This is a genomic window from Pseudomonas sp. NFACC56-3 (genome assembly GCF_900100025.1).
In the GTDB taxonomy this organism is placed as follows: Bacteria; Pseudomonadota; Gammaproteobacteria; order Pseudomonadales; family Pseudomonadaceae; genus Aquipseudomonas; species Aquipseudomonas fluorescens_AA.
Window position 1 is genome coordinate 1 of record NZ_FMTK01000032.1, and the last position, 23,350, is coordinate 23,350.

The following is a 23,350-nucleotide window of genomic DNA, read 5'->3' on the forward strand; positions in this document are numbered from 1 at the left end:
TTCGTCTCAACCGAGGCGCGCATTCTACAGCGCCCCGTGTATCTGTCAAGCGGTTATTTTCAGAAATTTTCAAAGTTTCGCTTCGGAAACCTCAACAACTTCAACCACTTGCGCTTCCGATCTCTCGTTAGCGGGAGGCGAATTCTACAGCGTTACTCGCTGCTGTCAACACCTCTTTTTCACCGCTTTCGACCGAGAAGATCGAACCGCATATAGAGCCAAACAACATTGCTCTACCTGCTCCTTCCGGACTTCGATGAACTGAAGCCCTGCACCTTCGAAACCTACTTAACTCGTTGAATCTCAAGGAGTTTTACGTTTCGACTGCGCCGGAAGTGGGGCGAATTATAGACGTCCAGAATCTGCCGTCAACCCTTAATTTCGCTTTTCTATCAATAAGTTGCGCAGCACCGGTCAACCTGTCGCTTTTGCCCGCGCCTCTATAATTAGAGAAGAGAAGACTCACAGCACCCCAGCCTCTCTGAACGCCATCACCGCAGCTTCGTCCAACCCCAACACTCGCTGCAGCACCTCCAACGTATGCTCTCCTAATAAAGGAGGTGCATGGCGATACTCCACCGGCGTCTCGGACAGTCGAATCGGACTGGCCACCTGCGGCACTTTACCGGCCAGCAGGTGAGGCAGTTCCATCGCCAACCCACGTGCCTGTACCTGGGGATCGGCAAACACCTGGGCCAAGTCGTTGATAGGTCCACACGGCACACCCGCCTGCTCCAACTGAGTCACCCATTCAGCGGTGGTCTTGAACACCGTCGCCTGGCGAATCAACGGAATCAACACCGCCCGGTTCGCCACCCGCACCTTGTTAGTGGCAAAACGCGGATCATCCGCCCACTGCGGTTGACCGGCAACCTCAGCGAACTTTCGGAACTGACCGTCATTACCCACCGTCAGGATGAAATCGCCATCAGCCGTAGGAAAATCCTGATAAGGCACGATGTTCGGATGGGCATTACCCAGCCGCTTCGGCGCATTGCCCGTGGTCAGGTAGTTCATCGCCTGGTTGGCCAGGCAAGCCACTTGAACATCCAGCAAGGCCATATCGATGTGCTGCCCGCCGCCGGCATGATCACGATGGGCCAACGCCGCCAGAATGGCAGCGGTCGAATACAGCCCCGTGAGGATGTCCGTCAACGCAACCCCTACCTTCACCGGCCCCGCGCCCTCATCGCCTTCAGGGCGACCGGTCAGGCTCATCAAGCCCCCCAGCCCCTGGATCATGAAGTCATACCCGGCACGCTTGGCGTAAGGGCCGGTCTGGCCAAACCCGGTTATCGAGCAATAGATCAATTGCGGATTGATCGCCTTTAGCGAGTCATAATCCAAGCCATACGCCGCCAGGCCGCCCACCTTGAAGTTCTCGATCAGGATATCGGACTTGGCCGCCAGCTCTCGTACCAGCCGCTGCCCCTCTGGCCGCGTGAAGTCGATGGTCACCGACTGCTTGTTGCGATTGGCTGAAAGATAATAAGCGGCTTCGGTCGTGTTCTCGCCTCGGGCATCCTTCAGGAAGGGCGGCCCCCAGGCGCGCGTATCGTCACCATTGCCGGGACGCTCGACCTTGATGACATCAGCCCCCAGGTCCGCCAGGATCTGTCCGGCCCACGGCCCGGCCAATACCCTCGATAAATCCAATACCCGCAGATGCGAAAGCGCGCCCATGACCGTTCTCCTGTTAGTAGAACGCCTGGATACCGGTTTGCGCACGCCCCAAAATCAGCGCATGCACATCGTGCGTGCCTTCATAGGTGTTCACGACTTCCAGGTTCACCAGATGACGGGCGATGCCGAACTCATCGGAGATACCGTTACCGCCCAGCATGTCCCGCGCCATGCGGGCAATATCCAGGGACTTGCCGCAGGAGTTGCGCTTCATGATCGAGGTAATCTCGACCGCCGCCGTGCCTTCGTCTTTCATACGCCCCAGACGCAGGCATCCCTGCAGGGCCAGCGTGATTTCAGTCTGCATATCGGCCAGTTTCTTCTGGATCAACTGATTCGCAGCGAGCGGGCGACCAAACTGCTGGCGGTCCAGCGTGTACTGGCGAGCGGTATGCCAGCAGAATTCAGCCGCCCCCAAGGCGCCCCAGGAGATGCCGTAGCGCGCCGAGTTCAGACAAGTAAACGGACCCTTCAGGCCACGAACATCCGGGAAGATGTTCTCCTCCGGAACGAATACGTTGTCCATGACGATTTCGCCAGTGATCGAGGCGCGCAGCCCCACCTTGCCATGAATGGCCGGCGCACTCAGCCCCTTCCAGCCTTTTTCGAGAACGAAGCCGCGGATGTCACCGGCGTCGTCCTTGCCCCAGACGACAAATACGTCAGCGATCGGGCTGTTGGTGATCCACATCTTGCTGCCCGTCAGGCTGTAGCCGCCTTCCACTTTGCGCGCACGAGTGATCATCGCACCCGGGTCGGAACCATGGTTCGGCTCAGTCAGACCAAAGCAGCCGATCCATTCACCGGACGCCAGCTTCGGCAAATACTTCTGTTTCTGTGCCTCAGTCCCAAATTCGTTGATGGGCACCATGACCAGCGAGGACTGCACGCTCATCATCGAGCGATAGCCGGAATCGACCCGCTCTACTTCACGAGCGATCAGGCCATAGCTGACGTAGTTCAACCCGCTGCCGCCGTACTGTTCAGGAATGGTAGCCCCCAGCAGGCCGACTTCACCCATCTCGCGGAAAATCGCCGGATCGGTTTTCTCGTGACGGAACGCTTCCAGCACTCGCGGTGCGAGCTTCTGCTGGGCGAATTGCTCGGCAGTGTCGCGGATCATGCGTTCTTCTTCGGTGAGCTGCTGATCCAGCAACAACGGATCGATCCAGTTGAAGCTCGCTTTACCGGCCATGAAAGAGTCCTCGCCAATTAAATGAAAATCGTGGATTGATCCTAGGCGCGGTTTCCTACAAGGGCAAACGAGGATTACGCACTAACCTGTGCTAATTTCTCACTCCGTAAACGCTACAAACCCCGTTTGTATAGGCATTGAGTGAGAGTTACGTACATGCGCCGTAAAATCCCCAGCACCGCCGCCCTGGTCAGTTTCGAGGCTGCCGCGCGCCATGAAAGCTTCACCAAGGCAGCGCAGGAGCTTTCTCTCACCCAAGGCGCAATCTGCCGACAGATCGCCAGCCTGGAGGATTTCCTCAGCGTGGAGCTTTTCCGACGCTCGCGCCGCGGCGTCAAACTGACCGAAGCAGGTCTTTCCTACAGCCGGCGCGTTGCCACCCAACTGGATGCCGTCGAGCGCGACACACTTTCAGTGATGGGGCACACCGGTGCGAACGTGATCGAACTGGCCGTGGTTCCGACCTTCGGCACCCAATGGCTGCTGCCACGCCTCAAGGATTTCCAGCAGCAGCACCCGGAAGTCACTGTCAACCTGACTAACCGCACACGTCCCTTTCTCTTTGCCGATACAGAGTTTGACGCCGCCATCTATTTTGGCGATGCGGACTGGTCCGGTACCGAATCCCACAAGCTGATGGGCGAAAACCCGATGCCGGTATGCAGCCCCGCCTTGCTAAACGGTCGCAACGGCCTGACACCAGAGGAGATCGCCGAACTGCCCTTGCTTCAGCAGACCACTCGCCCATATGCGTGGCGCCAATGGTTCAACGCCCAGAACCTGAATATTGCGCGAGACCTGACAGGGCCGCGTTATGAACTATTCTCCATGCTCGCCCAAGCGGCCATGCACGACATGGGTATCGCGCTGATTCCGCCCTTTTTGATTCAACGCGAACTGGCAGAGAAACGACTGGTGGTGGCCAACCGTAACGCGCTGTCGAGCATCAAGGCCTATTACCTGATGATTCCAGAGCGAAAGGTCGAATCCGCCTCCCTTCGGGCTTTTCGTGACTGGCTCGTGAAACAAGCCAACTGCTATCTTATTGATTATTAAGAAAAAAACCAAAATAGACTTAGGTAGTAAACTAACAGAGGACGCTACAGATATAAGTTTATGTCGCATTCAGTCAATCTGTTACCGAACCCGTGCAGTAGTCTCCAAAGCGTCTAAATACATGGCCTGGAGCCATATCGCGCAATGCATCAGCGCTTATTCATCTGGCCGATGGGAAAAATTGTCAATTTGAACCTGAATCCTTGGAAAGCACGGCCCACAAGGGCTGCCGTTCGATAATTGCGACATTCGGTCACAGGGTGACTTGTAGTTAATTTTCCGTCACCCGTCATAATCCCTTGAAGGGCTGAATTTTCGCCTGCAAAATGCCGCGCCCCGCCTGGTTTGGCGGGATCGTGCTGATCGGCCGCCCCAGCCGCACCATCCGAAGTGCCTGGGTTTACTCAATAAGATCACGCAGGAGATTTGACGTGCACATTGGTGTTCCCCTCGAAACCCAAACGGGTGAAACACGGGTTGCTGCTACCCCGGAAACCATCAAGAAGTTGATCGGCCAAGGCCATAAAGTCACTGTTCAAAGCGGCGCCGGTATCAAGGCCAGCGTTATCGACAGTGCCTATGAGGCAGCGGGCGCAACCATTGGCAGCGCCAGTGATGCATTCGGGGCCGAGCTGATCCTCAAGGTGGTGACCCCCAGCGACAGCGAACTGACGCTGATCAAGAGCGGTACCGTTCTGGTGGGCATGCTCAATCCGTTCAACAACGAAACCATCGCCAAGCTGGCCGAGTGCGGTATTACCGCTTTCGCCCTTGAGGCGGCGCCACGTACCTCCCGAGCCCAGAGCCTGGATGTGCTGTCGTCCCAAGCGAACATCGCCGGTTACAAAGCCGTATTGCTGGCCGCCCATTACTATCCGCGCTTCATGCCGATGCTGATGACAGCCGCAGGTACCGTGAAAGCGGCACGCGTGCTGATTCTCGGCGCGGGCGTGGCCGGGTTGCAGGCGATTGCCACGGCCAAGCGTCTGGGCGCGGTGATCGAGGCTTCGGATGTGCGTCCGGCGGTCAAGGAGCAAATCGAGTCCCTCGGCGCGAAGTTCGTCGATGTGCCTTACGAGACCGACGAAGAGCGTGAGTGCGCCGTCGGCGTCGGCGGTTACGCCCGGCCGATGCCGGCCAGCTGGATGCAGCGCCAGGCCCAAGCCGTGCACGAGCGCGCCAAACAGGCTGACATCGTCATCACCACCGCATTGATCCCGGGCCGCAAGGCACCGACATTGCTGAGTGCCGAAACCGTCGCACAGATGAAACCCGGCTCGGTGGTCATCGACCTCGCGGCAGCCCAAGGTGGTAACTGCCCGCTGACCGTGGCCGATCAGGTCGTGGTCGAGAATGGCGTGACCATTTGCGGTCCGACCAACCTGGCCGGCGAAGTCGCGGCCGACGCTTCGGCGCTGTATGCCCGTAACCTGCTGGACTTCCTGAAGCTGGTCTTCACCAAGGAAGGTCAGTTCGACGTGAACCTGGAAGACGACATCGTCGCCGCGTGCCTGATGTGCCGCGACGGCCAAGTCATCCGCAAAAACGCCTAAGCAGGGATTCAGACAATGGAAGAGCTTATCTCCCCCGGTATCTACAACCTGATCATCTTCGTGCTGGCGATTTATGTCGGTTACCACGTGGTCTGGAACGTAACGCCCGCGCTGCACACACCGTTGATGGCGGTGACCAACGCCATTTCGGCGATCGTGATCGTCGGCGCCATGCTCGCCGCCGCCCTGACCGTGACCCCTCTGGGCAAGACCATGGGCACCCTCGCCGTGGCCCTGGCCGCGGTGAACGTCTTCGGTGGCTTCCTCGTGACGCGCCGCATGCTTGAGATGTTCAAGAAAAAAGCCCCGAAAGTCGTAAAAGAAGAGGCGCCCAAGTAATGAGCATGAACCTGGTAACGACGCTCTACCTGATCGCGTCGATCTGCTTCATCCAGGCCCTCAAAGGCCTGTCGCACCCCACCACCTCGCGCCGAGGCAACCTGTTCGGCATGCTCGGCATGGCGCTGGCGGTGCTGACCACTGTGGGTCTTATCTACAAACTGGGGGCCGAACTGGCGACTGCCGGCATCGGCTACGTGATCGTCGGCCTGCTGGTCGGCGGTACCGCCGGCTCGATCATGGCCAAGCGCGTCGAAATGACCAAGATGCCGGAACTGGTGGCGTTCATGCACAGCATGATCGGCCTGGCGGCGGTGTTCATTGCCATCGCGGCTGTCGTCGAGCCGCAGTCCCTGGGTATCGTCAAGCAACTGGGCGATTCGATTCCAACCGGCAACCGTCTGGAGCTGTTCCTCGGCGCAGCCATTGGTGCAATCACCTTCTCCGGTTCGGTAATCGCGTTCGGCAAGCTTTCGGGCAAGTACAAGTTCCGCCTGTTCCAGGGCGCACCAGTACAGTTTGGTGGCCAGCACAAGCTCAACCTGATCCTGGGCCTGGCGACGCTGGGCCTGGGCCTGACCTTCATGTTCACCGGCAACCTCGGCGCGTTCGCCTTGATGCTGGCCCTGGCCTTTGTCCTGGGCGTGCTGATCATCATCCCGATCGGCGGTGCGGACATGCCGGTGGTGGTGTCGATGCTCAACAGTTATTCCGGTTGGGCCGCAGCGGGCATCGGCTTCTCGCTGAACAACTCGATGCTGATCATTGCCGGTTCGCTGGTGGGCTCGAGCGGTGCGATCCTCTCGTACATCATGTGCAAGGCGATGAACCGTTCGTTCTTCAACGTGCTGCTCGGCGGTTTCGGCAACACCGCGGATGCTGCTGGCCCGGCAGGCTCCAAAGAAGCCCGTCCGGTGAAATCCGGCTCGGCTGACGACGCCACCTTCCTGCTGACCAACGCCGATACCGTGATCATCGTGCCGGGCTATGGCCTGGCGGTGGCCCGGGCGCAGCACGCGCTGAAAGAACTGACCGAGAAGCTGACCCACCACGGCGTGACCGTCAAATACGCGATCCACCCGGTGGCCGGTCGCATGCCTGGGCACATGAACGTCCTGCTGGCCGAAGCCGAAGTGCCTTACGACCAGGTGTTCGAAATGGAAGACATCAACTCCGAGTTCGGCCAGGCCGACGTGGTGCTGGTGCTGGGCGCCAACGACGTGGTCAACCCCGCGGCGAAGAACGATCCGAAATCGCCGATTGCCGGCATGCCGATCCTCGAAGCGTTCAAGGCCAAGACCATCATCGTCAACAAACGCTCGATGGCCAGCGGCTATGCGGGCCTGGACAACGAGCTGTTCTATCTCGACAAGACCATGATGGTGTTCGGTGACGCCAAGAAGGTCATCGAAGACATGGTCAAAGCGGTGGAATAACCCTCGCCGCTTTACCCAAGACGCCCCGACCTGTCGGGGCGTTTTGATTTGTATCAAGGCAAAGTATTACCGATCCGGTAATGATGTTTTGTCCGAAACGCCCGTAATAGACGCCTGAAATGCGACCTTTGTAGCGGGTCGGGCACAGCGCTAATTCACTAGACTGCGCATCTTGCTTTCCAGCCCGAGATAACCACCTATGTACCGTGATCGCATCCGCTTGCCTTCGTTATTGAATAAGGTGATGAGCGCTGCCGACGCAGCCTTGTTGATTCAGGACGGCATGACCGTCGGCATGAGCGGCTTTACCCGCGCCGGAGAAGCGAAAGCAGTGCCCCACGCCCTGGCTGAACGCGCCAAGATCACCCCGTTGAAGATCAGCCTGATGACCGGTGCAAGCCTGGGCAATGACCTCGACAAGGAGCTCACCGAAGCCGGTGTACTGGCGCGCCGCATGCCGTTCCAGGTCGACAGCACGCTGCGCAAGGCGATCAACGCAGGCGAGGTGATGTTCATCGATCAGCATCTCTCGGAAACTGTCGAGCAACTGCGCAACGGCCAGCTCAAACTGCCCGATATTGCCGTGATCGAAGCCGTGGCCATTACCGAGCAAGGACATATCGTACCCACCACATCGGTGGGTAACTCAGCCAGCTTCGCCATTTTCGCCCGCCAAGTGATCGTCGAGATCAATCTGGCTCACAACCCGAATCTGGAAGGGCTGCACGACATCTATATCCCGACCTATCGCCCCACTCGTACACCCATCCCCCTGGTGAAAGTCGACGACCGTATTGGCAACACCGCCATTGTGATCCCACCGGAAAAAATCGCCGCCATTGTCATTACCAACCAAGGCGACTCGCCTTCGACCGTCGCGCTACCGGACAGCGACACCCAGGCCATTGCCGAACACCTGATCGACTTCTTCAAGCAGGAGGTTTCGGCCGGACGCATGACCAACAAGCTCGGGCCGTTGCAGGCCGGGATCGGCAACATCGCCAATGCCGTGATGTGCGGGCTGATCGATTCCCCGTTCGAAGACCTGACCATGTATTCCGAGGTTTTGCAGGACTCGACATTTGACCTGATCGACGCCGGCAAGCTGAGTTTCGCCTCCGGCAGCTCGATCACGCTGTCGGGTCGACGTAATGCCGATGTGTTTGGAAACCTGGAAAGGTACAAGGACAAACTGGTCCTGCGCCCACAGGAAATCTCCAACCATCCCGAGGTTGTACGTCGCCTAGGCATCATCGCTATCAACACCGCGCTGGAGTTCGACTTGTACGGCAACGTCAATTCCACCCATGTCTGCGGCACGCGGATGATGAATGGCATCGGCGGCTCAGGGGATTTCGCCCGCAATGCTCACCTGGCGATTTTCGTTACCAAGTCGATTGCCAAGGGTGGGGCCATTTCCAGCGTCGTGCCGATGGTCAGCCATGTGGACCATACCGAACATGACGTCGACATCCTGGTGACCGAGATCGGCCTGGCCGACCTGCGGGGCCTGGCGCCAAGGGAGCGCGCGCGAGTGATCATCGACAATTGCGTGCACCCCACCTACCACCAGGCCTTGAATGAATATTTCGACGCCGCGTGCGCCTTGGGCGGACATACCCCGCATATCCTGCGCGATGCACTGAGTTGGCACCTGAACCTCGAAGAAACCGGACGCATGTTGGCCGTCTGATACAGCTGGATCACCGTTATCGCAAATACAGTTTTGGTTGAAGACCGTCATTCGAGCCTTACCCTACAAAAACTGTACTGCTGTACCGGTGTTTTCTTACAGTCTTTTCCCATGAAACAACCACCAATGTGCAAAAACGCACAAATATAGTGCATATAGGTACAGTTGCCTCAATATCGACCAGTACACCACTCTTTAACAGTTAACTGGTCTCTCACAATACAGGTGAACTGTATCTAGAGAGCCTGGCCAAACGAGAGGATCATGGGCACCAGTCAAACCACTACCTAATCCCGCCACAAGCGGAAGGATGTCAACCATGGAACGTACACTCAGTTCCGAGCTGTTTTTCGAAGACAAAGCTGCAAAAAACCAGGCTTCCCTGCCTCTTCGCGTTATCGCCAACCTGATGTTGTGGCAGCGCCGCATCGCCAGCCGTCACCAACTGGCTCGTCTGGATTCGCGCCTGCTGGCTGATGCCGGTATCAGCGAAGCACAACGCTACGAAGAGCTGAGCAAGCCGTTCTGGCGCTAACTCAGCGTCGCTGGCCCTGACCCACCGGGTCCACCGCCAGCACCGAATTGAACACACAAGACCCGTCGCGGGTAACCGCGACGGGTCTTGTCGTTTCCGGGCCCAGTTTGAACGAAAGCCTTGGAGACATAACAGTTTAAAGAATTTATAAAACACACCAGTACAGTAAGCCGAGCCCAGCAGGCAATGACTGTCGCAAGGGCTGTCAGCCAACGCGTTCCTGTCCTAATATCGAGCCGAACGTGGCGAAGCGAGTCGAACATGCGTCTCTTCTTCCAGCTACACGCACCGGCATCACCTCATCATTCAAGGAGTTTCATCATGATCCGTCTTCGCCTGCTCAGCGCGGTTGCCCTGCTGGCCGTAGCCGCCCACTCCAACGCCAGCAGCTTCATCGTCACCACCGACTCCATCGTCGGAGCACTCAAGGCCACCTCCGACGCGACCTCCGATGCAACCTCATCCCTGCGTGACAACAAGATCGTTCAAGCCGCCCGTGATGACGCCGCCAGCTTCGTCGCCAGCGAAGGCGCCATCCGTGGCGTAAAACTGGAAAGTGCCCTGGATTACATCCGCCAGCAGGCACCGCAGCTCAACGCCACCGATGCGCAATTGGCCCAAGCCATCCTGGTAATCTGATGCAACATGAAACATCGGGCGCCAAATGGTGTTCCGATGTTTCAGTGCTGGCTCTGGCCCGCGGGTTTGCGCTAGCCTTCAAACTCGCCATCAACCGTCGAGTCCCATGCGTTTCTACTCAGATCTGTTCATCGCGTCTTTCTTCATCGTTTTTTGCTGGTCTGTTCCGGCCCATGCCTTCGATGTGTCCACCCAGCAAGTGGTGGTCAGCGGCTATGCCACGAGCATGGTGACCTCCGCGCCCTTCGACCATAAACTGATCGTCGCCGCTCACGATGACGCTGCGGCATTCGTCGCCAGCGACGGGCAACTGCGAGGTGCACAACTGGAATCGGCCTTGGATTACCTGCGCCGGACCCAGCCAAAACTTCACGTCAGCGACCTTGAACTGGCGCAGGCAATTCTCGTCCAATAGCTATCCTTATTTTTCCGGAGTCGTTCCATGCGTAGCCCGCTGATTGCTGCCGCCTTAGGCCTGCTGGTGTTGGCCGATGTGGCCCAGGCACATACCCTGGTAGCCACCAGTAACATCATCGTTCGCGCTTCCCAGCGCACGATCGATTTCACTTCCGACACCACCACGTCCATCCGTGATTCGAAAATCGTCCGCGAAGCCCATGACGATGCGGCCAGTTTTGTCGCCAGCAATGGTGAAATTCGTGGCGCTCACCTCGAGGCCGCCTTCGACACCTTGCGCACCCGCGTGCCGGAAGCCCGCGACGCCAGTGACCAGGTTCTCGCCGAAGCCATCCTCGCATTGTGAGGCGGTTCGCCGCCTGGCTGGTGGCCGGGGTCTTGCTGCTCACGGGCAGCATGGCCCAGGCCGGCCTGCGATTGCACCTCAACGTCGAAGGCCTGAGCCCGGCGCAACAGCAGGCCAGCCAGGCGCTGCTCGACGAAGCCATGCAGGCCCTGCCGCCGCGCTTCATCGAGCGGCTGGACCGGCGCATCGATGTCGGCTGGACCGACCAGATGCCCGCCAATGCCTACGGCCAGGCCTCGCTGGTGTCGCAACTGGACCTCAATAGCAACCTGCTCGACAGCCTTGTCGACGGCAGCGCCGCGACACAAAAGACCCATCGCCCCCACGGCACCGTGCGCCGGGAAATGCTCGCCACGGTCCTGCACGAACTGACCCACATCTATGACCGCTCGCGTCTATGGCCAGAGACCGAACGCGCACTGATCCAGCGTTGCACTCGACGCCACAGCAGCGCCGGGTTGATTGGTCTTCCCGATGAATGCCGGGGCCAGAACGACCGCCGTTTCACCCTCAGCGATGATCCTCGCTTGTTGGACCTCGCCGGCTGGCCACAATACGTCGGTCGTCGCGGTGAACGGGAACAGCACAACCGCCAGGTCGCCCGCAGCCCGGATCTCTATGAAACGAGCAGCCCCAAGGAGTTCGTCGCGGTCAACATGGAGTACTTTCTCCTGGACTCCAGCTATGCCTGCCGACGCCCCGCCCTGTATCGCTATTACCAGGAACACTTTGGTTGGGCCCCCGCCGCCAAGGACACCTGCGCCCAATCGTTCGCCTTCCTCAACGCTGGAAACGATTTCGCCAAGACACCGCTGGGCAAGGTCGATCCGGAACGGGTCTATGCCATCGATTACCTGCTGGCCGAGGCCAATCAGAACTGGGTGAGCCGCTGGGGCCACAGCATGCTCCGGCTGGTGATCTGCGCACCGGGCCGCCCACGTGGCCCGGACTGCCGATTGGATCTGGACCAACACCTGGTACTGTCATACCGCGCCTTCGTGGGCGATGTGCAGTTGTCGAGCTGGGACGGGCTGGTCGGCAAATACCCGTCGCGCCTGTTTGTATTGCCGTTGGCCCAGGTGATCGACGAATACACCAAGACCGAACTGCGCAGCCTGGCATCGGTGCCGCTGAACCTGTCGCGCACCGAGATCGAGGAAACGGTCGAGCACGCCGCCGAAATGCACTGGAGCTACGACGGCAACTATTACTTCCTGTCCAATAACTGCGCCGTGGAGAGCTTGAAACTGTTGCGCAGCGGCAGCAATAACGAGCAACTCAAGGGCCTGGACAGCATCATGCCCAACGGCCTGCTGGAGGTGCTCAAGGGCCGGGGCCTGGCGGATACCAGCGTGCTGGATGATCCCAAGGAAGCCTTGCGGCTGGGCTACCGCTTCGACTCATTCCGCGAGCGATACCAGGCGATGTTCGAGGTGCTGAAGAAGTATTTGCCGATCAAGCAGCAAACGGTGGAAGACTGGCTGGCCCTGGACGCCGCCGAACGCCGGGTCTGGTTCGAACAGGCCGACTTGCGCACCAGCGCGGCGTTGTTGCTGCTGGAACAGGCCAGTTATCGCCGGCAATTGTTGTTGGCGCAGGATGAAGTCAAACAGCGCTACCTCGGCGCCCGTGAATTGCAGAACGGCGGTATGGAACGGGCCAATGCGACGCTGCAGCAGATCCTCGCCAACAGCGGCTTCCTGAGCCGCCCGGCCGAACTGTTGGGCAGCAGCGGCTACGGCTTGCCGCAACCCAGCGAGTGGCAACGCTTGGAATCGGAAAGCAGCTTACGGCAGAAACAACTGCAAACGCTGACAGGCGACCTGGACAAGGAAGTCCGGGCGTTGCTCGAACCGAGCCGCGCGGCTGAAATTGCGGCGAGCGAGGCCAATGTGAAAGAAATTGGCGAGCATTTGCGCAAGCTGCACAAGGCCGGGGGCGGGTTGGAGTTGCCTTGACCCTGCAAAAGGCAGCGTCAAGACTGCTCCAGTGGAATAAAAAAGGGTTCAGAACCCCGTTCTGAACCCTTTTTTCGTGGCTGTCAGCTGGATCAAATCAGCTGAGACGCGCCTTGCGCACACCATCGGCCAGGGCGGCACACAAGCTCAACACCCCATCAATTGCCTGTTCCGATGTTTCGGCGCTGGCGATATGGTCGATCAGCGCCGAGCCCACCACCACCCCATCGGCCAATCGTGCGATGGCGGCAGCCTGCTCCGGCGTGCGGATGCCAAAACCAATGCTGATGGGCAGATCGGTATGGCGACGCAGGCGCGCCACGGCTTCTTCCACATGCTCCAGCGTCGCGGCACCGGCACCGGTCACGCCCGCCACCGACACGTAGTACACAAAACCCGAACTGCCGTTGAGCACCGTCGGCAAACGCGCATCATCGGTGGTCGGGGTCGTCAGGCGGATGAAGTCCAGGCCAGCCGCCTGGGCCGGTTCGCACAGTTCGCTGTTGTGCTCGGGCGGCATGTCCACAACGATCAGGCCATCGACACCGCAATCCAGCGCTTCGCCAATGAAACGTTGCACGCCATAACGGTGGATCGGGTTGAAGTAGCCCATCAGCACCAGCGGCGTCTCGGTATTGTCCTTACGGAACTCGCGGACCATCTGCAGGGTTTTCGCCAGGTTCTGCTGGGCGCCCAAGGCACGAATATTCGCCAACTGGATCGCCGGGCCGTCGGCCATCGGGTCGGTGAACGGCATGCCCAACTCGATCACGTCGGCACCGGCCGCCGGCAGCCCCTTGAGAATCGCCAGCGACGTGTCGTAGTTCGGGTCGCCGGCCGTGACGAAAGTGACCAGGGCGGCGCGGTTCTGTTCCTTGAGTTCGGCAAAACGGGTTTGCAGGCGGCTCATCAGTGTTTCTCCTGCTGGGACTGTTCCATGTGGTGCATCACGGTTTGCATGTCTTTGTCGCCACGGCCGGACAGGTTGACCACCATCAGGTGATCTTTCGGCAGGTTGGGTGCGCGCTTGAACACTTCAGCCAGGGCATGGGCGCTTTCCAGTGCAGGAATGATCCCTTCCAGGCGACAGCATTTGTGAAAGGCTTCCAGGGCTTCGGCGTCGGTCACCGAGGTGTACTGGACGCGACCGATGTCGTGCAACCAGGCATGTTCCGGGCCGATACCGGGGTAGTCGAGACCTGCGGAAATCGAATGGGCATCGATGATCTGGCCGTCGTCGTCCTGCAACAGGAAGGTGCGGTTGCCGTGCAGTACCCCCGGAACGCCGCCGTTCAGGCTCGCCGCATGCTTACCGGTCTCGATGCCATAACCGGCGGCTTCGACGCCGATGATCTCGACACTCTTGTCGTCCAGGAACGGGTGGAACAGGCCCATGGCGTTGGAGCCGCCGCCGATGCACGCCACCAGGCTATCCGGCAGGCGACCTTCCTGGGCTTGCAGTTGATCGCGGGTTTCCTTGCCGATCACGGCCTGGAAGTCGCGCACCATGGCCGGATACGGATGCGGGCCTGCCACGGTGCCGATCAGGTAGAACGTGCTGTCGACGTTGGTGACCCAGTCGCGCAGGGCCTCGTTCATGGCGTCCTTCAGGGTGCCGGTACCGGCGACCACCGGGATCACTTCGGCGCCCAGCAGCTTCATGCGAAACACGTTGGCCTGCTGGCGTTCGATGTCGGTGGTGCCCATGTAGATCACGCAATCCAGACCGAAACGCGCGGCCACGGTGGCGGTGGCCACGCCGTGCATGCCAGCGCCAGTCTCGGCGATGATGCGTTTTTTGCCCATGCGCCGCGCCAGTAGGATCTGGCCGATGCAGTTGTTGATCTTGTGCGCGCCGGTGTGGTTCAGCTCTTCACGCTTGAGGTAGATCTTGGCGCCGCCGCAGTATTCGGTCAGGCGCTCGGCGAAATAGAGCGGGCTCGGGCGACCGACGTAGTCACGCTGGAAGTAGGCCAATTCCTCAATGAAGGCCGGATCCTCCTTCGCCACTTCATATTCACGGGCCAGATCAAGGATCAGCGGCATCAAGGTCTCGGCCACATAGCGGCCGCCGAATGCACCGAACAGGCCGTTGGCGTCGGGGCCGCTGCGCAGGTTGAAAGGGGTCGTAGGCTGGGTCATCGGGCGCTCCAGGCAAATGCGTTGAAAGACGATGAGGTTCACTCTACCCCTGACATCCCCCAGTGAAAACCGATAAGATCGCCGCAACCTGTCAGGAAAACTCACAGATAAAATGAGCCACGATCTTCCTCCTCTCAACGCCCTGCGCGCCTTCGAGGCTACCGCCCGCCTGAACAGCGTAAGCCAGGCGGCCGAACAGCTGCATGTCACCCATGGGGCCGTGAGTCGACAGCTGAAAGTGCTGGAAGAGCATTTGGGCGTCAGCTTGTTCATCAAGGACGGGCGCGGCCTTAAACTCACAGATGCCGGCATGCGCCTGCGGGACGTCAGCGCCGATGCGTTCGAGCGGTTGCGCGGTGTTTGCGCGGAGCTGATGCAAAGCACGGCAGATGCCCCGTTTGTCCTGGGCTGCTCGGGAAGCCTGCTGGCGCGCTGGTTCATTCCCCGCCTGGGCAGGCTCAACGCCGACCTGCCGGATTTGCGCCTGCACCTGTCCGCCGGCGAAGGCGACCTGGACCCCAGGCGACCGGGGCTGGATGCCTTGCTGGTATTCGCCGAGCCGCCATGGCCGGCCGACATGCATGTGTACGAACTGGTGAGCGAGCGGATCGGCCCCGTGATGAGCCCCCACTACGCCGGATTCGCGCGCCTGCAAGCCGCACCGGCCAGCGCGTTGCTGGACGAGCCGTTGCTGCACACCACGTCCCGCCCCCAGGCCTGGCCGACCTGGGCACGACAAAACGCCCTGGAACCCCAGGCACTGAAGTTCGGGCAAGGATTCGAGCATTTGTATTATTTGCTGGAGGCCGCCGTGGCGGGGTTAGGCGTGGCGATCGCGCCCGAGCCGTTGGTGGCTGAGGACGTACGCGCCGGTCGCCTGGTCGCGCCGTGGGGCTTCGATGAAACCGCGGCGCGACTGGCGTTGTGGCTGCCCAAGCGCGCCGCAGACGGGCGCGCTCGGCAATTGGCCCAGTGGCTCAGGCATGAGCTGAGCCAACCGACTCAGTCACCGCGCTTGCACAGCAGGTAAGCAGCCAGCAGACCCAGCGCACCGACTGCGACACCGGCGGTGGTCCATGGGTGTTCCTGGGCGTAGTCGCGTGTGGCGATCCCGGTTTCACGGGTTTTCACCTTGACCTCTTCATAGGCATCGCTGAGCAGATGACGAGAATGTTTCAGCGCGTTCTCGGCATTGGCCTTGAGCGACTTGAGGGTCTTACGCGACTCGTCCGATGCGTCGTCCTTCAGGCTTTCCAACGACTTGAGCAGACTCTCGATCTCCGCTTCCATGCTTTGCAACGAGGCTTTGCGTAACGAATTGCTGGCCATGGTGGCTCTCTCCTGCAGTGGTTGAGTGGCGTGTGTGAATTGGGACTCCGGTCGTTTCTGAAAGTGCAGTAAATCTGAACTTCAGCGCGCGAACGACGACACACGTAAGGCGAAAAATCGCTGCTAGGCTGTTAAACACAACCGAGGAGAATCCCCATGAGTGATCATCACACTTACAAGAAAGTCGAGCTGGTCGGCTCGTCTCCCACCAGCATTGAAGACGCCATCAACAACGCCTTGGCCGAAGCCAGCAAAAGCCTCAAGCATCTGGAATGGTTCGAAGTGACGGAAACCCGCGGCCACATCGAAAATGGCCGGGCCGCGCACTTTCAAGTGACCATCAAAGTCGGGTTCCGGATAGCCAATAGCTGAGGTTCGTTGGAACTTGCACGCTGGCGGAGTGCCATAGGGAGTGGCGATGCGCTATGGTCTGCGCATTACGTTTTTCCAAGACCTGCCCTATTTGATCCGACCAAGGAGTGCGAGCGATGAAAAAGTTGATGGTGGCCCTGGGTTTGCTGAGCCTTGCCGGTGGTGCGTTTGCGGCCGGTAAGCCCTGCGAAGAGCTGAAAAGCGAGATCGCAGCGAAGCTGGACGCCAAGGGCGTGCCAGGCTACTCGCTGGAAATCGTCGATAAAGGCGCAAATGCTGACGGAAAAGTCGTCGGCACCTGTGAGGGCGGTGCGAAAGAAATCATCTATAAAAAGTGATTCTTTCGAACATCAAAGCCGACGCATTGCGTCGGCTTTTTCATGGACGTCATTCAGCCTTTCATGACCTGCGCCAGCAACTCGTAGGAGTGCAAGCGATCGGCGTGTTCGTACAGGTCACTGGTGAAAATCAGCTCATCGGCCTGGGTTTGCTCGATCAATACTTGCAGCTTGGCGCGAATCCTCTGCGGGCCGCCGACCATGGCCAGGCCCAGGAAATCGCCAACCGCCTCTTTCTCATGGGGCAACCACAGACCGTTCATGGTTTCCACCGGCGGACGCTGCACCAGGCTCTGGCCCCGCATCAGCGCCAGGATCCGCTGGTACACCGACGTTGCCAGGTATTCGGCCTGTTCATCGGTATCCGCCGCGACCAGCGGCACGCCGAGCATCACATAAGGCTTGTCGAGCACCGCCGACGGTTTGAAGTGGTTACGGTAGATGCGAATCGCCTCGTGCATGAAGCGCGGTGCGAAATGGGAGGCGAATGCGTAGGGCAAACCTCGCTCACCGGCCAATTGCGCACTGAACAGGCTCGACCCCAGCAGCCATACCGGCACGTTGGTCCCGGTGCCGGGCATGGCAATGATGCGTTGATCCGGGGTACGCGGGCCGAGATAGCGCATCAGTTCGGCCACGTCCTCGGGGAAATCGTCCGCACTGCCGGAACGCTCGCGACGCAACGCCCGCGCGGTCATCTGGTCGGAACCTGGCGCACGTCCCAGCCCCAAATCGATTCGACCCGGGTAGAGGCTTTCCAGCGTGCCGAACTGTTCGGCAATGATCAACGGCGCGTGATTGGGCAGCATGACGCCGCCGGAGCCGACGCGAATGGTCGAAGTGCCCCCCGCCAGATAACCCAGCAGCACCGCCGTCGCCGAACTGGCGATACCATCCATGTTGTGGTGTTCGGCCACCCAGAAACGGGTGTAGCCGTATTTTTCCACGTGCTGCGCCAGGTCCAGCGAGTTGCGCAAGGACTGGGCGGCATTGCCATCGGCGCGGACAGGCACCAGGTCGAGGGTTGAGAATTTCACGTCGGACAGCTGTTTCATGGGCCGGGATCTCCAACGGCGTTCCGGGCTTTTCCTACGGGCAAAAGCCTGCCGTTTCTATAGGTGTGTTCCATGCAATGTGGGCATATACCCGAGTTTCAATAGCAGCGACGAAATTTCCTACTAAATTCGTCGGCTAATCGACAGGGTGAACTTTTACGGGCGGTCTATCCTCACAACCCAGACAGTAAAAAAACACCCAGGCGCGGCTTTCGCGCCGAATCTTCAGGAGGCAGACATGGCTATCATCAAGAAAGCATCAGCTCATTGGGAAGGTGACCTGAAAACCGGCATCGGCTCCATCTCCACGGAAACCGGTGTGTTGCGCGAAGCGCCCTATGGCTTCAAGGCACGATTCGAAGGCGGCAAGGGGACCAACCCCGAGGAGTTGATCGGCGCGGCCCATGCCGGCTGCTTTTCCATGGCCTTTTCGATGATCCTCGGCGATGCCGGGCTCAAGGCCGACAGCATCGACACCAACGCCGAAGTGACCCTGGACCAGGTCGATGGCGGTTTTGCGATCACGGCGGTCAAGCTGGTGCTCAAGGCGAAAATCCCCGGTGCCAGCCAGGCGCAATTCGATGAGCTGAGCAAGAAGGCCAAGGAAGGGTGTCCGGTTTCCAAGGTGCTGAACGCCAACATCACCCTGGATGCGACGCTGGTGAGCTGACGCATGAAAGGATCGCAGCCTTTGCCGACGCTGGCGAAGGCTGCGATTTTATTGAATGCGGTCGAGCTGTTTACCCTGGCGCAATTATGGTCGAATGAAGCCCGCAGTTTCAGCGCACAGGCGGTGCGCGCTGCCATGAGGAATTCGAACATGAAACGATCAGCCCTGGTGGTCATCGGTTGCGCATTCGCGGCATCAGCCCTTGCCGAACCGAAACCCTGTGAAGATCTGAAAGCGGAAATCGAAGCGAAGATCCAGGCCAATAACGTCTCGTCCTACACGCTGGAAATCGTCACGAATGATGAAGTCCACGACCAGAACATGGTGGTGGGCACTTGCGAAAACGGCACGAAGAAAATCATCTACCAGAAGAACGACCGCTAAGAGGCCCTATGGCATGCAGCGGGCTTGTCGGTCTTCGGCAACGACTTCTCGCTTGGCGTCATAAAGTCGGGCGCTTGGGGTGTATGCCAGGTTACGCGCCTCCAGGCGATAGCGTTGGCCGGCCTTGAAATGATCGTATCGCACGGTCAGATAACACAGTCGTTCTTGCGGCTCGCTCATCAAACCCAGCCCACCGCCACCAAATACCTCGAAGTCGAAGCGCACTTCCAATTCATGGCTACCCGGCGAAACCTGGAAGAAGCGCCCGTCTCGCAGCCGCTGGCCATCCAGCTTTTCAGCCATCAGTACCTTGCCACCCGGCGTAGGCGTCGCGAAATCGACCCAGGCCATGTTCGGATCGACCGATGGCAGCGGGGTCGCTGTGCAACCGCCCATGGCAGCGAAGGCCAGTAACAGCAATGTGAAGGCGCATGATGAGCTTCCTGAATAATCAGGTCTTGAGCATAACGCCGATCAACTCTGCTGGCAGCCCGCCGGTGTACCCTGCCCCACTACTTTGCGCTGCTGATCGTAAAGCTTGGCCCACGGTCGGAAACCAATGCTGCCGGCCTGTAGTTGGTAACGTTGGCCGGCATTGAAGTCCTTGAATTTCAGGTTCAACCGGCAATCGCGCCACAGCGGCTCGGCATCCGGGCCGATGTTGCCGGGCTCGACGGCAAATTGATAACGCACCGTCAGCTCATGGCTGCCGGGTTGCACTTCGAAATAACGCCGGTCAATGGACATCTTGTCATCGACTTCCAGCGCTTGTAGCGCGGTGTCCTGCTGGTTTCCCAGGTCGATCCACGCTTGGGAGGGATCAGGATCAGGCAAACCGGCGCAACCGGTCAGCAGCAACAGGCCACTCGTCAGCATCAACACGCGCATAGCGAAGCTCCAGGCAAGCGAGATAGTCTTGGAGGCAGACTTCCCAGGGTGATTCCAATTGATCAGGCCGCGTTCAAGCCGTCGGTTACTCGACCGTGTTTTCCAGATTTTGTTTCCAGGCCTCCTGCTTTTGTTACTGAACGGTTGCAGTAGCGCCGGTTACTACAGCCAGCTCGTCGGCGGGCAGTTGCGGTTGTTGCAGGCCCGAGAGCCTATCGACCAAGTCATCGCCGACCCCGCCCGCGATACCCAACTCAGGGCACATCTGGCCAAGGCGCGCGAGGCACGGGCGTTTGCCAGCGATCACCTGCATTTACCGGACAATCGAAGCTATCGCCTGTATGCGGATATAGGCCGGCCGTTCGTCGTCTGGAATGTCTTTGCCACGCCAGAATTTTCCCTGGCGCCGCGCAATCATTGTTTCCCCATTGCCGGTTGCGTGGCTTATCGCGGTTATTACAGCCAGGGCGCCGCCCGTGGCGAGGCCGCGTTGCAGCGCTTGCAGGGCATGGACGTGGAGATTGGCGGTGTAGAGGCCTATTCGACGCTGGGCTGGTTCAACGATCCGATCCTGAGTTCGATGATGCACTGGGGCGACGAACGCCTGGCGACGCTGATCTTTCATGAACTGGCGCACCAGCGGTTTTATGTAAAGGACGACACCGAATTCAATGAATCCTTCGCCACCTTCGTTGAACAGGAAGGCACCCGGCAATGGCGTGCCAGTCGTGGGCTGGCGCCGGGCAACGACCAGCAGGTGCGCCAGCGCGACCAGTTCATCCAACTGATCCTCGACACCCGCCAGCGCCTGGAAACCCTCTACGCCCAGCCCCTGACAGCCGAACAGATGCGCCACCGCAAAGCGGCGGAATTCGAGCGCCTGCGTGCCGACTATGTGCAGATGCGCGACACCCAGTGGGCGGGCGACAAACGCTACGACGCCTGGGTCTACGCGCCACTGAACAATGCGCGACTATTGCCGTTCGGGCTGTACGACCAGTGGGTGCCGGCGTTTGCGGCGCTGTTCAGGCGGGAGGGCGGTGATTGGGTTGCCTTTTATGCGGCGGTGGAAAAGCTGGGCGAATTGCCGATCGAAGCGCGCAAGGCGGCCTTGAAGGTCTTGGCGCAGCCGAAGACTTCCGTTGACTAGGCGGACGTCATCGCGAGCAAGCCCGCTCCCACATTGGAACTGCGTCAAGCCTGATGGCATACATAGCGACGAACAAGTGTGGGAGCGAGCTTGCTCGCGATGACGACAGTACCGACACCATTGAAGCAAGCTGACCCACCGCTATCGCGAGCAAGCTCCCTACATTGGATGCCTGGCCACAGCCAGCAACCCCGCACAAAAAAGGGCATACCGATTCATCGATATGCCCTTTTGATTGCCGCTTCCTTTCCCCCCCGGCCGAGGTACTCGTAGCAATTATGGGTTGACGCTTTCTTTCAAGGACTTGCCCGGTTTGAAGGCAACGGTGTTGCTGGCCTTGATCTTCACCGGTTCACCGGTCTGTGGGTTTTTGCCAGTGCGGGCGCCGCGGTGGCGTTGCAGGAAAGTGCCGAAGCCCACCAGGGTAACGCTGTCCTTGCGGTGCAGGGCGCCGGTGATTTCTTCCAGGACGGCGTTGAGAACGCGGTTGGCTTGTTCTTTGGTGAGGTCTGCTTTTTCCGCGATAGCGGCGGCGAGTTCTGGTTTACGCATGAATGAAGCCCCTTTGACGGTTTTTTTGTTGTTATGTCCGTGCTGCTCTCTTTGGAACAGCCCCTAAGGCGCCGCAGGCTCTACTCTGCGGCAGACGGGAGTGAGGATGGCACGGTGCCGAAAACGGCGCCAGTGTCCGGGCGACCTTTGTGGGACCAAAAGTAGGGTTTTTGCGACAGAACGACCAGTATTTACGCCAGCAGGGCTGGAAGCTCCTTGTTCAGCGCCAGTTTCTCCATCACCGCCGTGCCTGTCAGGGCGTAGCCCAACAGGTGGCCTTGAGCGTCGCGGCACAGCGCCTTGATGTCCGCCCCCTGCCCTTCGATGCTCCACACGCCCTCGCGGCCTCGCGGTGGCGGCGACACCACCAAGGGGCACACCGGGGTTTTTACGGTAATCGGCATGGGACCGTAGCTGACGGCAGTCGGGTTGCCGGCCAGGGTTTGGGCCAGGGCCCGGGCGCAGCTCATCAGCGGCATGACATACAGCAGGTTCAAGCCGTCGACCTCGGCGCAGTCGCCCAGGGCGTAGATATTGGCGTGAGAGGTCTTCAGGTGACGGTCGACCACGACGCCGCGGTTGACCACCAGGCCGGCCGCGGCTGCCAGGTCGATACGGGGACGCAGGCCGATGGCCGAGACCACCAGGTCGCAGGCGATCACCTGGCCGTCGGACAGATGCGCCTCCAGACCGTCGGCGACCTTCTGCAAGCGGTTGAGCACAGGGCCCAAGTGGAAGCGCGCACCGAGGCTTTCCAGCCCGGCCTGGACCGCTGCCGCGGCGGCCGGGTGCAGCAGCGTCGGCATGACTTGCTCGCACGGCGCCACCAGTTGTACTTCGTAGCCACCCAGGCTCAGGTCGTTGGCGAACTCGCAGCCAATCAGGCCGGCCCCCAGCAGCAACACCCGGCGCTTGCCGGCCGCCGCGGCCCTGAAGCGTGCGTAGTCTTCCAGGTCGTTGATGGGGAAGATCAAGTCCGCCCCATCGCCCTGTACCGGCACGCGCACGGTTTCGGCGCCCCAGGCCAGGATCAGGTCGCGGTAGTTCACCGCCTCTTCGCCGATCCACAGCCGTTTGTGGCCCGGATCGATGCCGCTGATGCGGGTATGGGTGCGCACTTCGGCCTTGAGTTGCTCGGCCATGGCCCCCGGCTCGGCCATGCTCAGGCCGTCGGCGTCTTTGTTCTTGCCAAAGCCTGTGGAGAGCATCGGCTTGGAATACGAGCGACCGTCGTCCGCAGTGATCAGCAGCAACGGGGTTTCGCTGTCGAGCTTGCGAAACTCCCGGGCCAGGTTATAACCGGCCAGGCCTGTACCGACGATGATGACAGGTGCGCTCATGCTGCTCTCCATTTGATGAAACGATCAGTTGATTTCGATCATTTCGAAATCCATTTTGCCGACGCCACAGTCCGGGCACAGCCAGTCTGCCGGTACGTCTTCCCAGCGGGTGCCGGGCGCGATGCCATCGTCAGGCCAGCCGTCAGCTTCGTTGTAGATCAGGCCGCAGACAATACATTGCCACTTCTTCATTCCAATACTTCCTCAAGATGTCAGGCCTTGGCCGGTATTTTCCGGCTCAGGGCCGTTTTGTACTGATCGGTCGCGACAGATGCAAGCA

At 59.8% G+C, this 23,350-nt stretch carries 27 protein-coding genes; 16 read left to right on the forward strand and 11 right to left on the reverse strand.

Features of this window, described 5'->3' with window-relative positions; all coding sequences use genetic code 11:
* Positions 1–462: 462 nt before the first annotated feature.
* Together BLO80_RS27480 and BLO80_RS27485 are read right to left on the reverse strand one after the other, a co-directional pair.
* Positions 463–1,683, reverse strand: a complete 1,221-nt coding sequence (locus tag BLO80_RS27480) for a CaiB/BaiF CoA transferase family protein (protein ID WP_092333632.1) — start codon at positions 1,681–1,683, stop codon at positions 463–465.
* A gap of 13 nt (positions 1,684–1,696) precedes the next feature.
* Positions 1,697–2,878, reverse strand: a complete 1,182-nt coding sequence (locus BLO80_RS27485; RefSeq protein ID WP_014335919.1) for an acyl-CoA dehydrogenase — start codon at positions 2,876–2,878, stop codon at positions 1,697–1,699.
* 156 nt (positions 2,879–3,034) lie between these two features.
* Between BLO80_RS27485 and BLO80_RS27490 the strand changes: the two genes are divergently transcribed.
* From BLO80_RS27490 to BLO80_RS27535, 10 genes are all read left to right on the forward strand, one after another.
* Complete coding sequence (locus BLO80_RS27490) at positions 3,035–3,934, forward strand: LysR family transcriptional regulator (RefSeq protein ID WP_092333634.1); 900 nt, start codon at positions 3,035–3,037, stop codon at positions 3,932–3,934.
* Between the two features lie 431 nt (positions 3,935–4,365).
* Positions 4,366–5,487, forward strand: a complete 1,122-nt coding sequence (locus BLO80_RS27495; RefSeq protein WP_092333636.1) for a Re/Si-specific NAD(P)(+) transhydrogenase subunit alpha — start codon at positions 4,366–4,368, stop codon at positions 5,485–5,487.
* Between the two features lie 15 nt (positions 5,488–5,502).
* A complete protein-coding gene (locus tag BLO80_RS27500; protein WP_007947884.1) occupies positions 5,503–5,826 on the forward strand; it encodes an NAD(P) transhydrogenase subunit alpha part 2 in 324 nt (107 codons plus the stop codon).
* Complete coding sequence (locus BLO80_RS27505) at positions 5,826–7,262, forward strand: NAD(P)(+) transhydrogenase (Re/Si-specific) subunit beta (protein ID WP_092333638.1); 1,437 nt, start codon at positions 5,826–5,828, stop codon at positions 7,260–7,262. The genes BLO80_RS27500 and BLO80_RS27505 overlap by 1 nt, the downstream gene beginning before the upstream one ends.
* Before the next feature lie 199 nt (positions 7,263–7,461).
* The gene (locus BLO80_RS27510) at positions 7,462–8,955 is read left to right on the forward strand and encodes an acetyl-CoA hydrolase/transferase family protein (protein WP_092333640.1); all 1,494 of its coding nucleotides are present in this window, start codon (positions 7,462–7,464) and stop codon (positions 8,953–8,955) included.
* A gap of 319 nt (positions 8,956–9,274) precedes the next feature.
* Positions 9,275–9,490, forward strand: coding sequence for a DUF1127 domain-containing protein (locus BLO80_RS27515; RefSeq protein ID WP_072398028.1), 216 nt, complete (start codon positions 9,275–9,277; stop codon positions 9,488–9,490).
* Between the two features lie 321 nt (positions 9,491–9,811).
* Positions 9,812–10,129 carry a DUF2388 domain-containing protein gene (locus BLO80_RS27520; RefSeq protein WP_092333642.1) on the forward strand — a complete coding sequence of 106 codons (318 nt, stop codon included), beginning with the start codon at positions 9,812–9,814 and terminating at the stop codon, positions 10,127–10,129.
* A 106-nt stretch (positions 10,130–10,235) separates the two neighbouring features.
* The gene (locus tag BLO80_RS27525; protein ID WP_092333644.1) at positions 10,236–10,544 is read left to right on the forward strand and encodes a DUF2388 domain-containing protein; all 309 of its coding nucleotides are present in this window, start codon (positions 10,236–10,238) and stop codon (positions 10,542–10,544) included.
* 27 nt (positions 10,545–10,571) lie between these two features.
* A complete protein-coding gene (locus BLO80_RS27530) occupies positions 10,572–10,892 on the forward strand; it encodes a DUF2388 domain-containing protein (RefSeq protein ID WP_003187020.1) in 321 nt (106 codons plus the stop codon).
* Positions 10,889–12,850: a DUF7844 domain-containing protein gene (locus BLO80_RS27535; RefSeq protein WP_092333646.1), complete on the forward strand. Its 1,962-nt coding sequence runs from the start codon at positions 10,889–10,891 to the stop codon at positions 12,848–12,850. Before BLO80_RS27530 ends, BLO80_RS27535 begins: the two co-directional genes overlap by 4 nt.
* 97 nt (positions 12,851–12,947) lie before the next feature.
* On the opposite strand, the gene trpA is transcribed toward BLO80_RS27535, so the two are convergent.
* A complete protein-coding gene (gene trpA, locus BLO80_RS27540; RefSeq protein ID WP_092333648.1) occupies positions 12,948–13,760 on the reverse strand; it encodes a tryptophan synthase subunit alpha in 813 nt (270 codons plus the stop codon).
* Positions 13,760–14,992, reverse strand: coding sequence for a tryptophan synthase subunit beta (trpB, locus tag BLO80_RS27545; RefSeq protein WP_053127073.1), 1,233 nt, complete (start codon positions 14,990–14,992; stop codon positions 13,760–13,762). The genes trpA and trpB overlap by 1 nt, the downstream gene beginning before the upstream one ends.
* Positions 14,993–15,104: 112 nt before the next feature.
* On the opposite strand from trpB, the gene BLO80_RS27550 reads away from it, so the two are divergent.
* Entirely contained in the window at positions 15,105–16,022 is a 918-nt protein-coding gene (locus BLO80_RS27550; RefSeq protein ID WP_092333650.1) for a LysR family transcriptional regulator, read from the forward strand.
* On the opposite strand, the gene BLO80_RS27555 is transcribed toward BLO80_RS27550, so the two are convergent.
* The gene (locus BLO80_RS27555) at positions 15,995–16,321 is read right to left on the reverse strand and encodes an ElaB/YgaM/YqjD family protein (RefSeq protein WP_003196426.1); all 327 of its coding nucleotides are present in this window, start codon (positions 16,319–16,321) and stop codon (positions 15,995–15,997) included. The genes BLO80_RS27550 and BLO80_RS27555 overlap by 28 nt on opposite strands.
* A 156-nt stretch (positions 16,322–16,477) precedes the next feature.
* On the opposite strand from BLO80_RS27555, the gene BLO80_RS27560 reads away from it, so the two are divergent.
* Both BLO80_RS27560 and BLO80_RS27565 read left to right on the forward strand, forming a co-directional pair.
* Entirely contained in the window at positions 16,478–16,693 is a 216-nt protein-coding gene (locus BLO80_RS27560; protein ID WP_003177209.1) for a dodecin, read from the forward strand.
* Positions 16,694–16,809: 116 nt separating this feature from the next.
* Positions 16,810–17,031 carry a DUF1161 domain-containing protein gene (locus BLO80_RS27565; RefSeq protein WP_092333651.1) on the forward strand — a complete coding sequence of 74 codons (222 nt, stop codon included), beginning with the start codon at positions 16,810–16,812 and terminating at the stop codon, positions 17,029–17,031.
* Between the two features lie 53 nt (positions 17,032–17,084).
* Here BLO80_RS27565 and BLO80_RS27570 read toward each other — a convergent pair whose 3' ends face one another.
* Positions 17,085–18,086, reverse strand: coding sequence for an LLM class flavin-dependent oxidoreductase (locus BLO80_RS27570; protein ID WP_092333653.1), 1,002 nt, complete (start codon positions 18,084–18,086; stop codon positions 17,085–17,087).
* A gap of 238 nt (positions 18,087–18,324) precedes the next feature.
* On the opposite strand from BLO80_RS27570, the gene BLO80_RS27575 reads away from it, so the two are divergent.
* Both BLO80_RS27575 and BLO80_RS27580 read left to right on the forward strand, forming a co-directional pair.
* On the forward strand, positions 18,325–18,756 hold the full coding sequence (locus BLO80_RS27575) for an OsmC family protein (RefSeq protein WP_092333655.1): 432 nt from the start codon (positions 18,325–18,327) through the stop codon (positions 18,754–18,756).
* 150 nt (positions 18,757–18,906) lie between these two features.
* Positions 18,907–19,140 carry a DUF1161 domain-containing protein gene (locus BLO80_RS27580; RefSeq protein WP_092333687.1) on the forward strand — a complete coding sequence of 78 codons (234 nt, stop codon included), beginning with the start codon at positions 18,907–18,909 and terminating at the stop codon, positions 19,138–19,140.
* A gap of 6 nt (positions 19,141–19,146) precedes the next feature.
* Here the strand turns inward: BLO80_RS27580 and BLO80_RS27585 are convergent, their stop codons facing one another.
* Together BLO80_RS27585 and BLO80_RS27590 are read right to left on the reverse strand one after the other, a co-directional pair.
* Complete coding sequence (locus tag BLO80_RS27585) at positions 19,147–19,536, reverse strand: PA0061/PA0062 family lipoprotein (RefSeq protein ID WP_092333689.1); 390 nt, start codon at positions 19,534–19,536, stop codon at positions 19,147–19,149.
* Between the two features lie 78 nt (positions 19,537–19,614).
* A complete protein-coding gene (locus BLO80_RS27590) occupies positions 19,615–20,028 on the reverse strand; it encodes a PA0061/PA0062 family lipoprotein (protein ID WP_092333657.1) in 414 nt (137 codons plus the stop codon).
* A 58-nt stretch (positions 20,029–20,086) separates the two neighbouring features.
* Between BLO80_RS27590 and BLO80_RS27595 the strand changes: the two genes are divergently transcribed.
* Positions 20,087–21,178, forward strand: a complete 1,092-nt coding sequence (locus BLO80_RS27595; protein ID WP_092333659.1) for an aminopeptidase — start codon at positions 20,087–20,089, stop codon at positions 21,176–21,178.
* Between the two features lie 276 nt (positions 21,179–21,454).
* On the opposite strand, the gene BLO80_RS27600 is transcribed toward BLO80_RS27595, so the two are convergent.
* The 3 genes from BLO80_RS27600 to BLO80_RS27610 all read right to left on the reverse strand — a co-directional run bounded on the left by BLO80_RS27600 (position 21,455) and on the right by BLO80_RS27610 (position 23,262).
* Positions 21,455–21,730 (reverse strand): HU family DNA-binding protein, encoded by a 276-nt coding sequence (locus BLO80_RS27600; protein ID WP_060739802.1) that lies wholly within the window; start codon positions 21,728–21,730, stop codon positions 21,455–21,457.
* A 191-nt stretch (positions 21,731–21,921) separates the two neighbouring features.
* Entirely contained in the window at positions 21,922–23,070 is a 1,149-nt protein-coding gene (locus tag BLO80_RS27605) for an NAD(P)/FAD-dependent oxidoreductase (protein WP_092333661.1), read from the reverse strand.
* Positions 23,071–23,094: 24 nt separating this feature from the next.
* Entirely contained in the window at positions 23,095–23,262 is a 168-nt protein-coding gene (locus BLO80_RS27610) for a rubredoxin (protein ID WP_003177199.1), read from the reverse strand.
* Positions 23,263–23,350: the final 88 nt, after the last annotated feature.

Bases quoted from the DNA above. Each gene is read 5' to 3' on its own strand.
- BLO80_RS27480 (WP_092333632.1), bottom strand. From the start codon at position 1,683: ATGGGCGCGCTTTCGCATCTGCGGGTATTGGATTTATCGAGGGTATTG.
- BLO80_RS27575 (WP_092333655.1), top strand. From the start codon at position 18,325: ATGGCTATCATCAAGAAAGCATCAGCTCATTGGGAAGGTGACCTGAAA.
- BLO80_RS27570 (WP_092333653.1), bottom strand. From the start codon at position 18,086: ATGAAACAGCTGTCCGACGTGAAATTCTCAACCCTCGACCTGGTGCCT.
- BLO80_RS27585 (WP_092333689.1), bottom strand. From the start codon at position 19,536: ATGGGCGGTTGCACAGCGACCCCGCTGCCATCGGTCGATCCGAACATG.
- BLO80_RS27505 (WP_092333638.1), top strand. From the start codon at position 5,826: ATGAGCATGAACCTGGTAACGACGCTCTACCTGATCGCGTCGATCTGC.
- BLO80_RS27560 (WP_003177209.1), top strand. From the start codon at position 16,478: ATGAGTGATCATCACACTTACAAGAAAGTCGAGCTGGTCGGCTCGTCT.
- BLO80_RS27500 (WP_007947884.1), top strand. From the start codon at position 5,503: ATGGAAGAGCTTATCTCCCCCGGTATCTACAACCTGATCATCTTCGTG.
- BLO80_RS27580 (WP_092333687.1), top strand. From the start codon at position 18,907: ATGAAACGATCAGCCCTGGTGGTCATCGGTTGCGCATTCGCGGCATCA.
- BLO80_RS27510 (WP_092333640.1), top strand. From the start codon at position 7,462: ATGTACCGTGATCGCATCCGCTTGCCTTCGTTATTGAATAAGGTGATG.
- BLO80_RS27515 (WP_072398028.1), top strand. From the start codon at position 9,275: ATGGAACGTACACTCAGTTCCGAGCTGTTTTTCGAAGACAAAGCTGCA.
- BLO80_RS27600 (WP_060739802.1), bottom strand. From the start codon at position 21,730: ATGCGTAAACCAGAACTCGCCGCCGCTATCGCGGAAAAAGCAGACCTC.
- BLO80_RS27605 (WP_092333661.1), bottom strand. From the start codon at position 23,070: ATGAGCGCACCTGTCATCATCGTCGGTACAGGCCTGGCCGGTTATAAC.
- BLO80_RS27485 (WP_014335919.1), bottom strand. From the start codon at position 2,878: ATGGCCGGTAAAGCGAGCTTCAACTGGATCGATCCGTTGTTGCTGGAT.
- BLO80_RS27590 (WP_092333657.1), bottom strand. From the start codon at position 20,028: ATGCGCGTGTTGATGCTGACGAGTGGCCTGTTGCTGCTGACCGGTTGC.
- BLO80_RS27525 (WP_092333644.1), top strand. From the start codon at position 10,236: ATGCGTTTCTACTCAGATCTGTTCATCGCGTCTTTCTTCATCGTTTTT.
- BLO80_RS27530 (WP_003187020.1), top strand. From the start codon at position 10,572: ATGCGTAGCCCGCTGATTGCTGCCGCCTTAGGCCTGCTGGTGTTGGCC.
- BLO80_RS27520 (WP_092333642.1), top strand. From the start codon at position 9,812: ATGATCCGTCTTCGCCTGCTCAGCGCGGTTGCCCTGCTGGCCGTAGCC.
- BLO80_RS27565 (WP_092333651.1), top strand. From the start codon at position 16,810: ATGAAAAAGTTGATGGTGGCCCTGGGTTTGCTGAGCCTTGCCGGTGGT.
- BLO80_RS27550 (WP_092333650.1), top strand. From the start codon at position 15,105: ATGAGCCACGATCTTCCTCCTCTCAACGCCCTGCGCGCCTTCGAGGCT.
- trpA (WP_092333648.1), bottom strand. From the start codon at position 13,760: ATGAGCCGCCTGCAAACCCGTTTTGCCGAACTCAAGGAACAGAACCGC.
- BLO80_RS27610 (WP_003177199.1), bottom strand. From the start codon at position 23,262: ATGAAGAAGTGGCAATGTATTGTCTGCGGCCTGATCTACAACGAAGCT.
- BLO80_RS27555 (WP_003196426.1), bottom strand. From the start codon at position 16,321: ATGGCCAGCAATTCGTTACGCAAAGCCTCGTTGCAAAGCATGGAAGCG.
- trpB (WP_053127073.1), bottom strand. From the start codon at position 14,992: ATGACCCAGCCTACGACCCCTTTCAACCTGCGCAGCGGCCCCGACGCC.
- BLO80_RS27490 (WP_092333634.1), top strand. From the start codon at position 3,035: ATGCGCCGTAAAATCCCCAGCACCGCCGCCCTGGTCAGTTTCGAGGCT.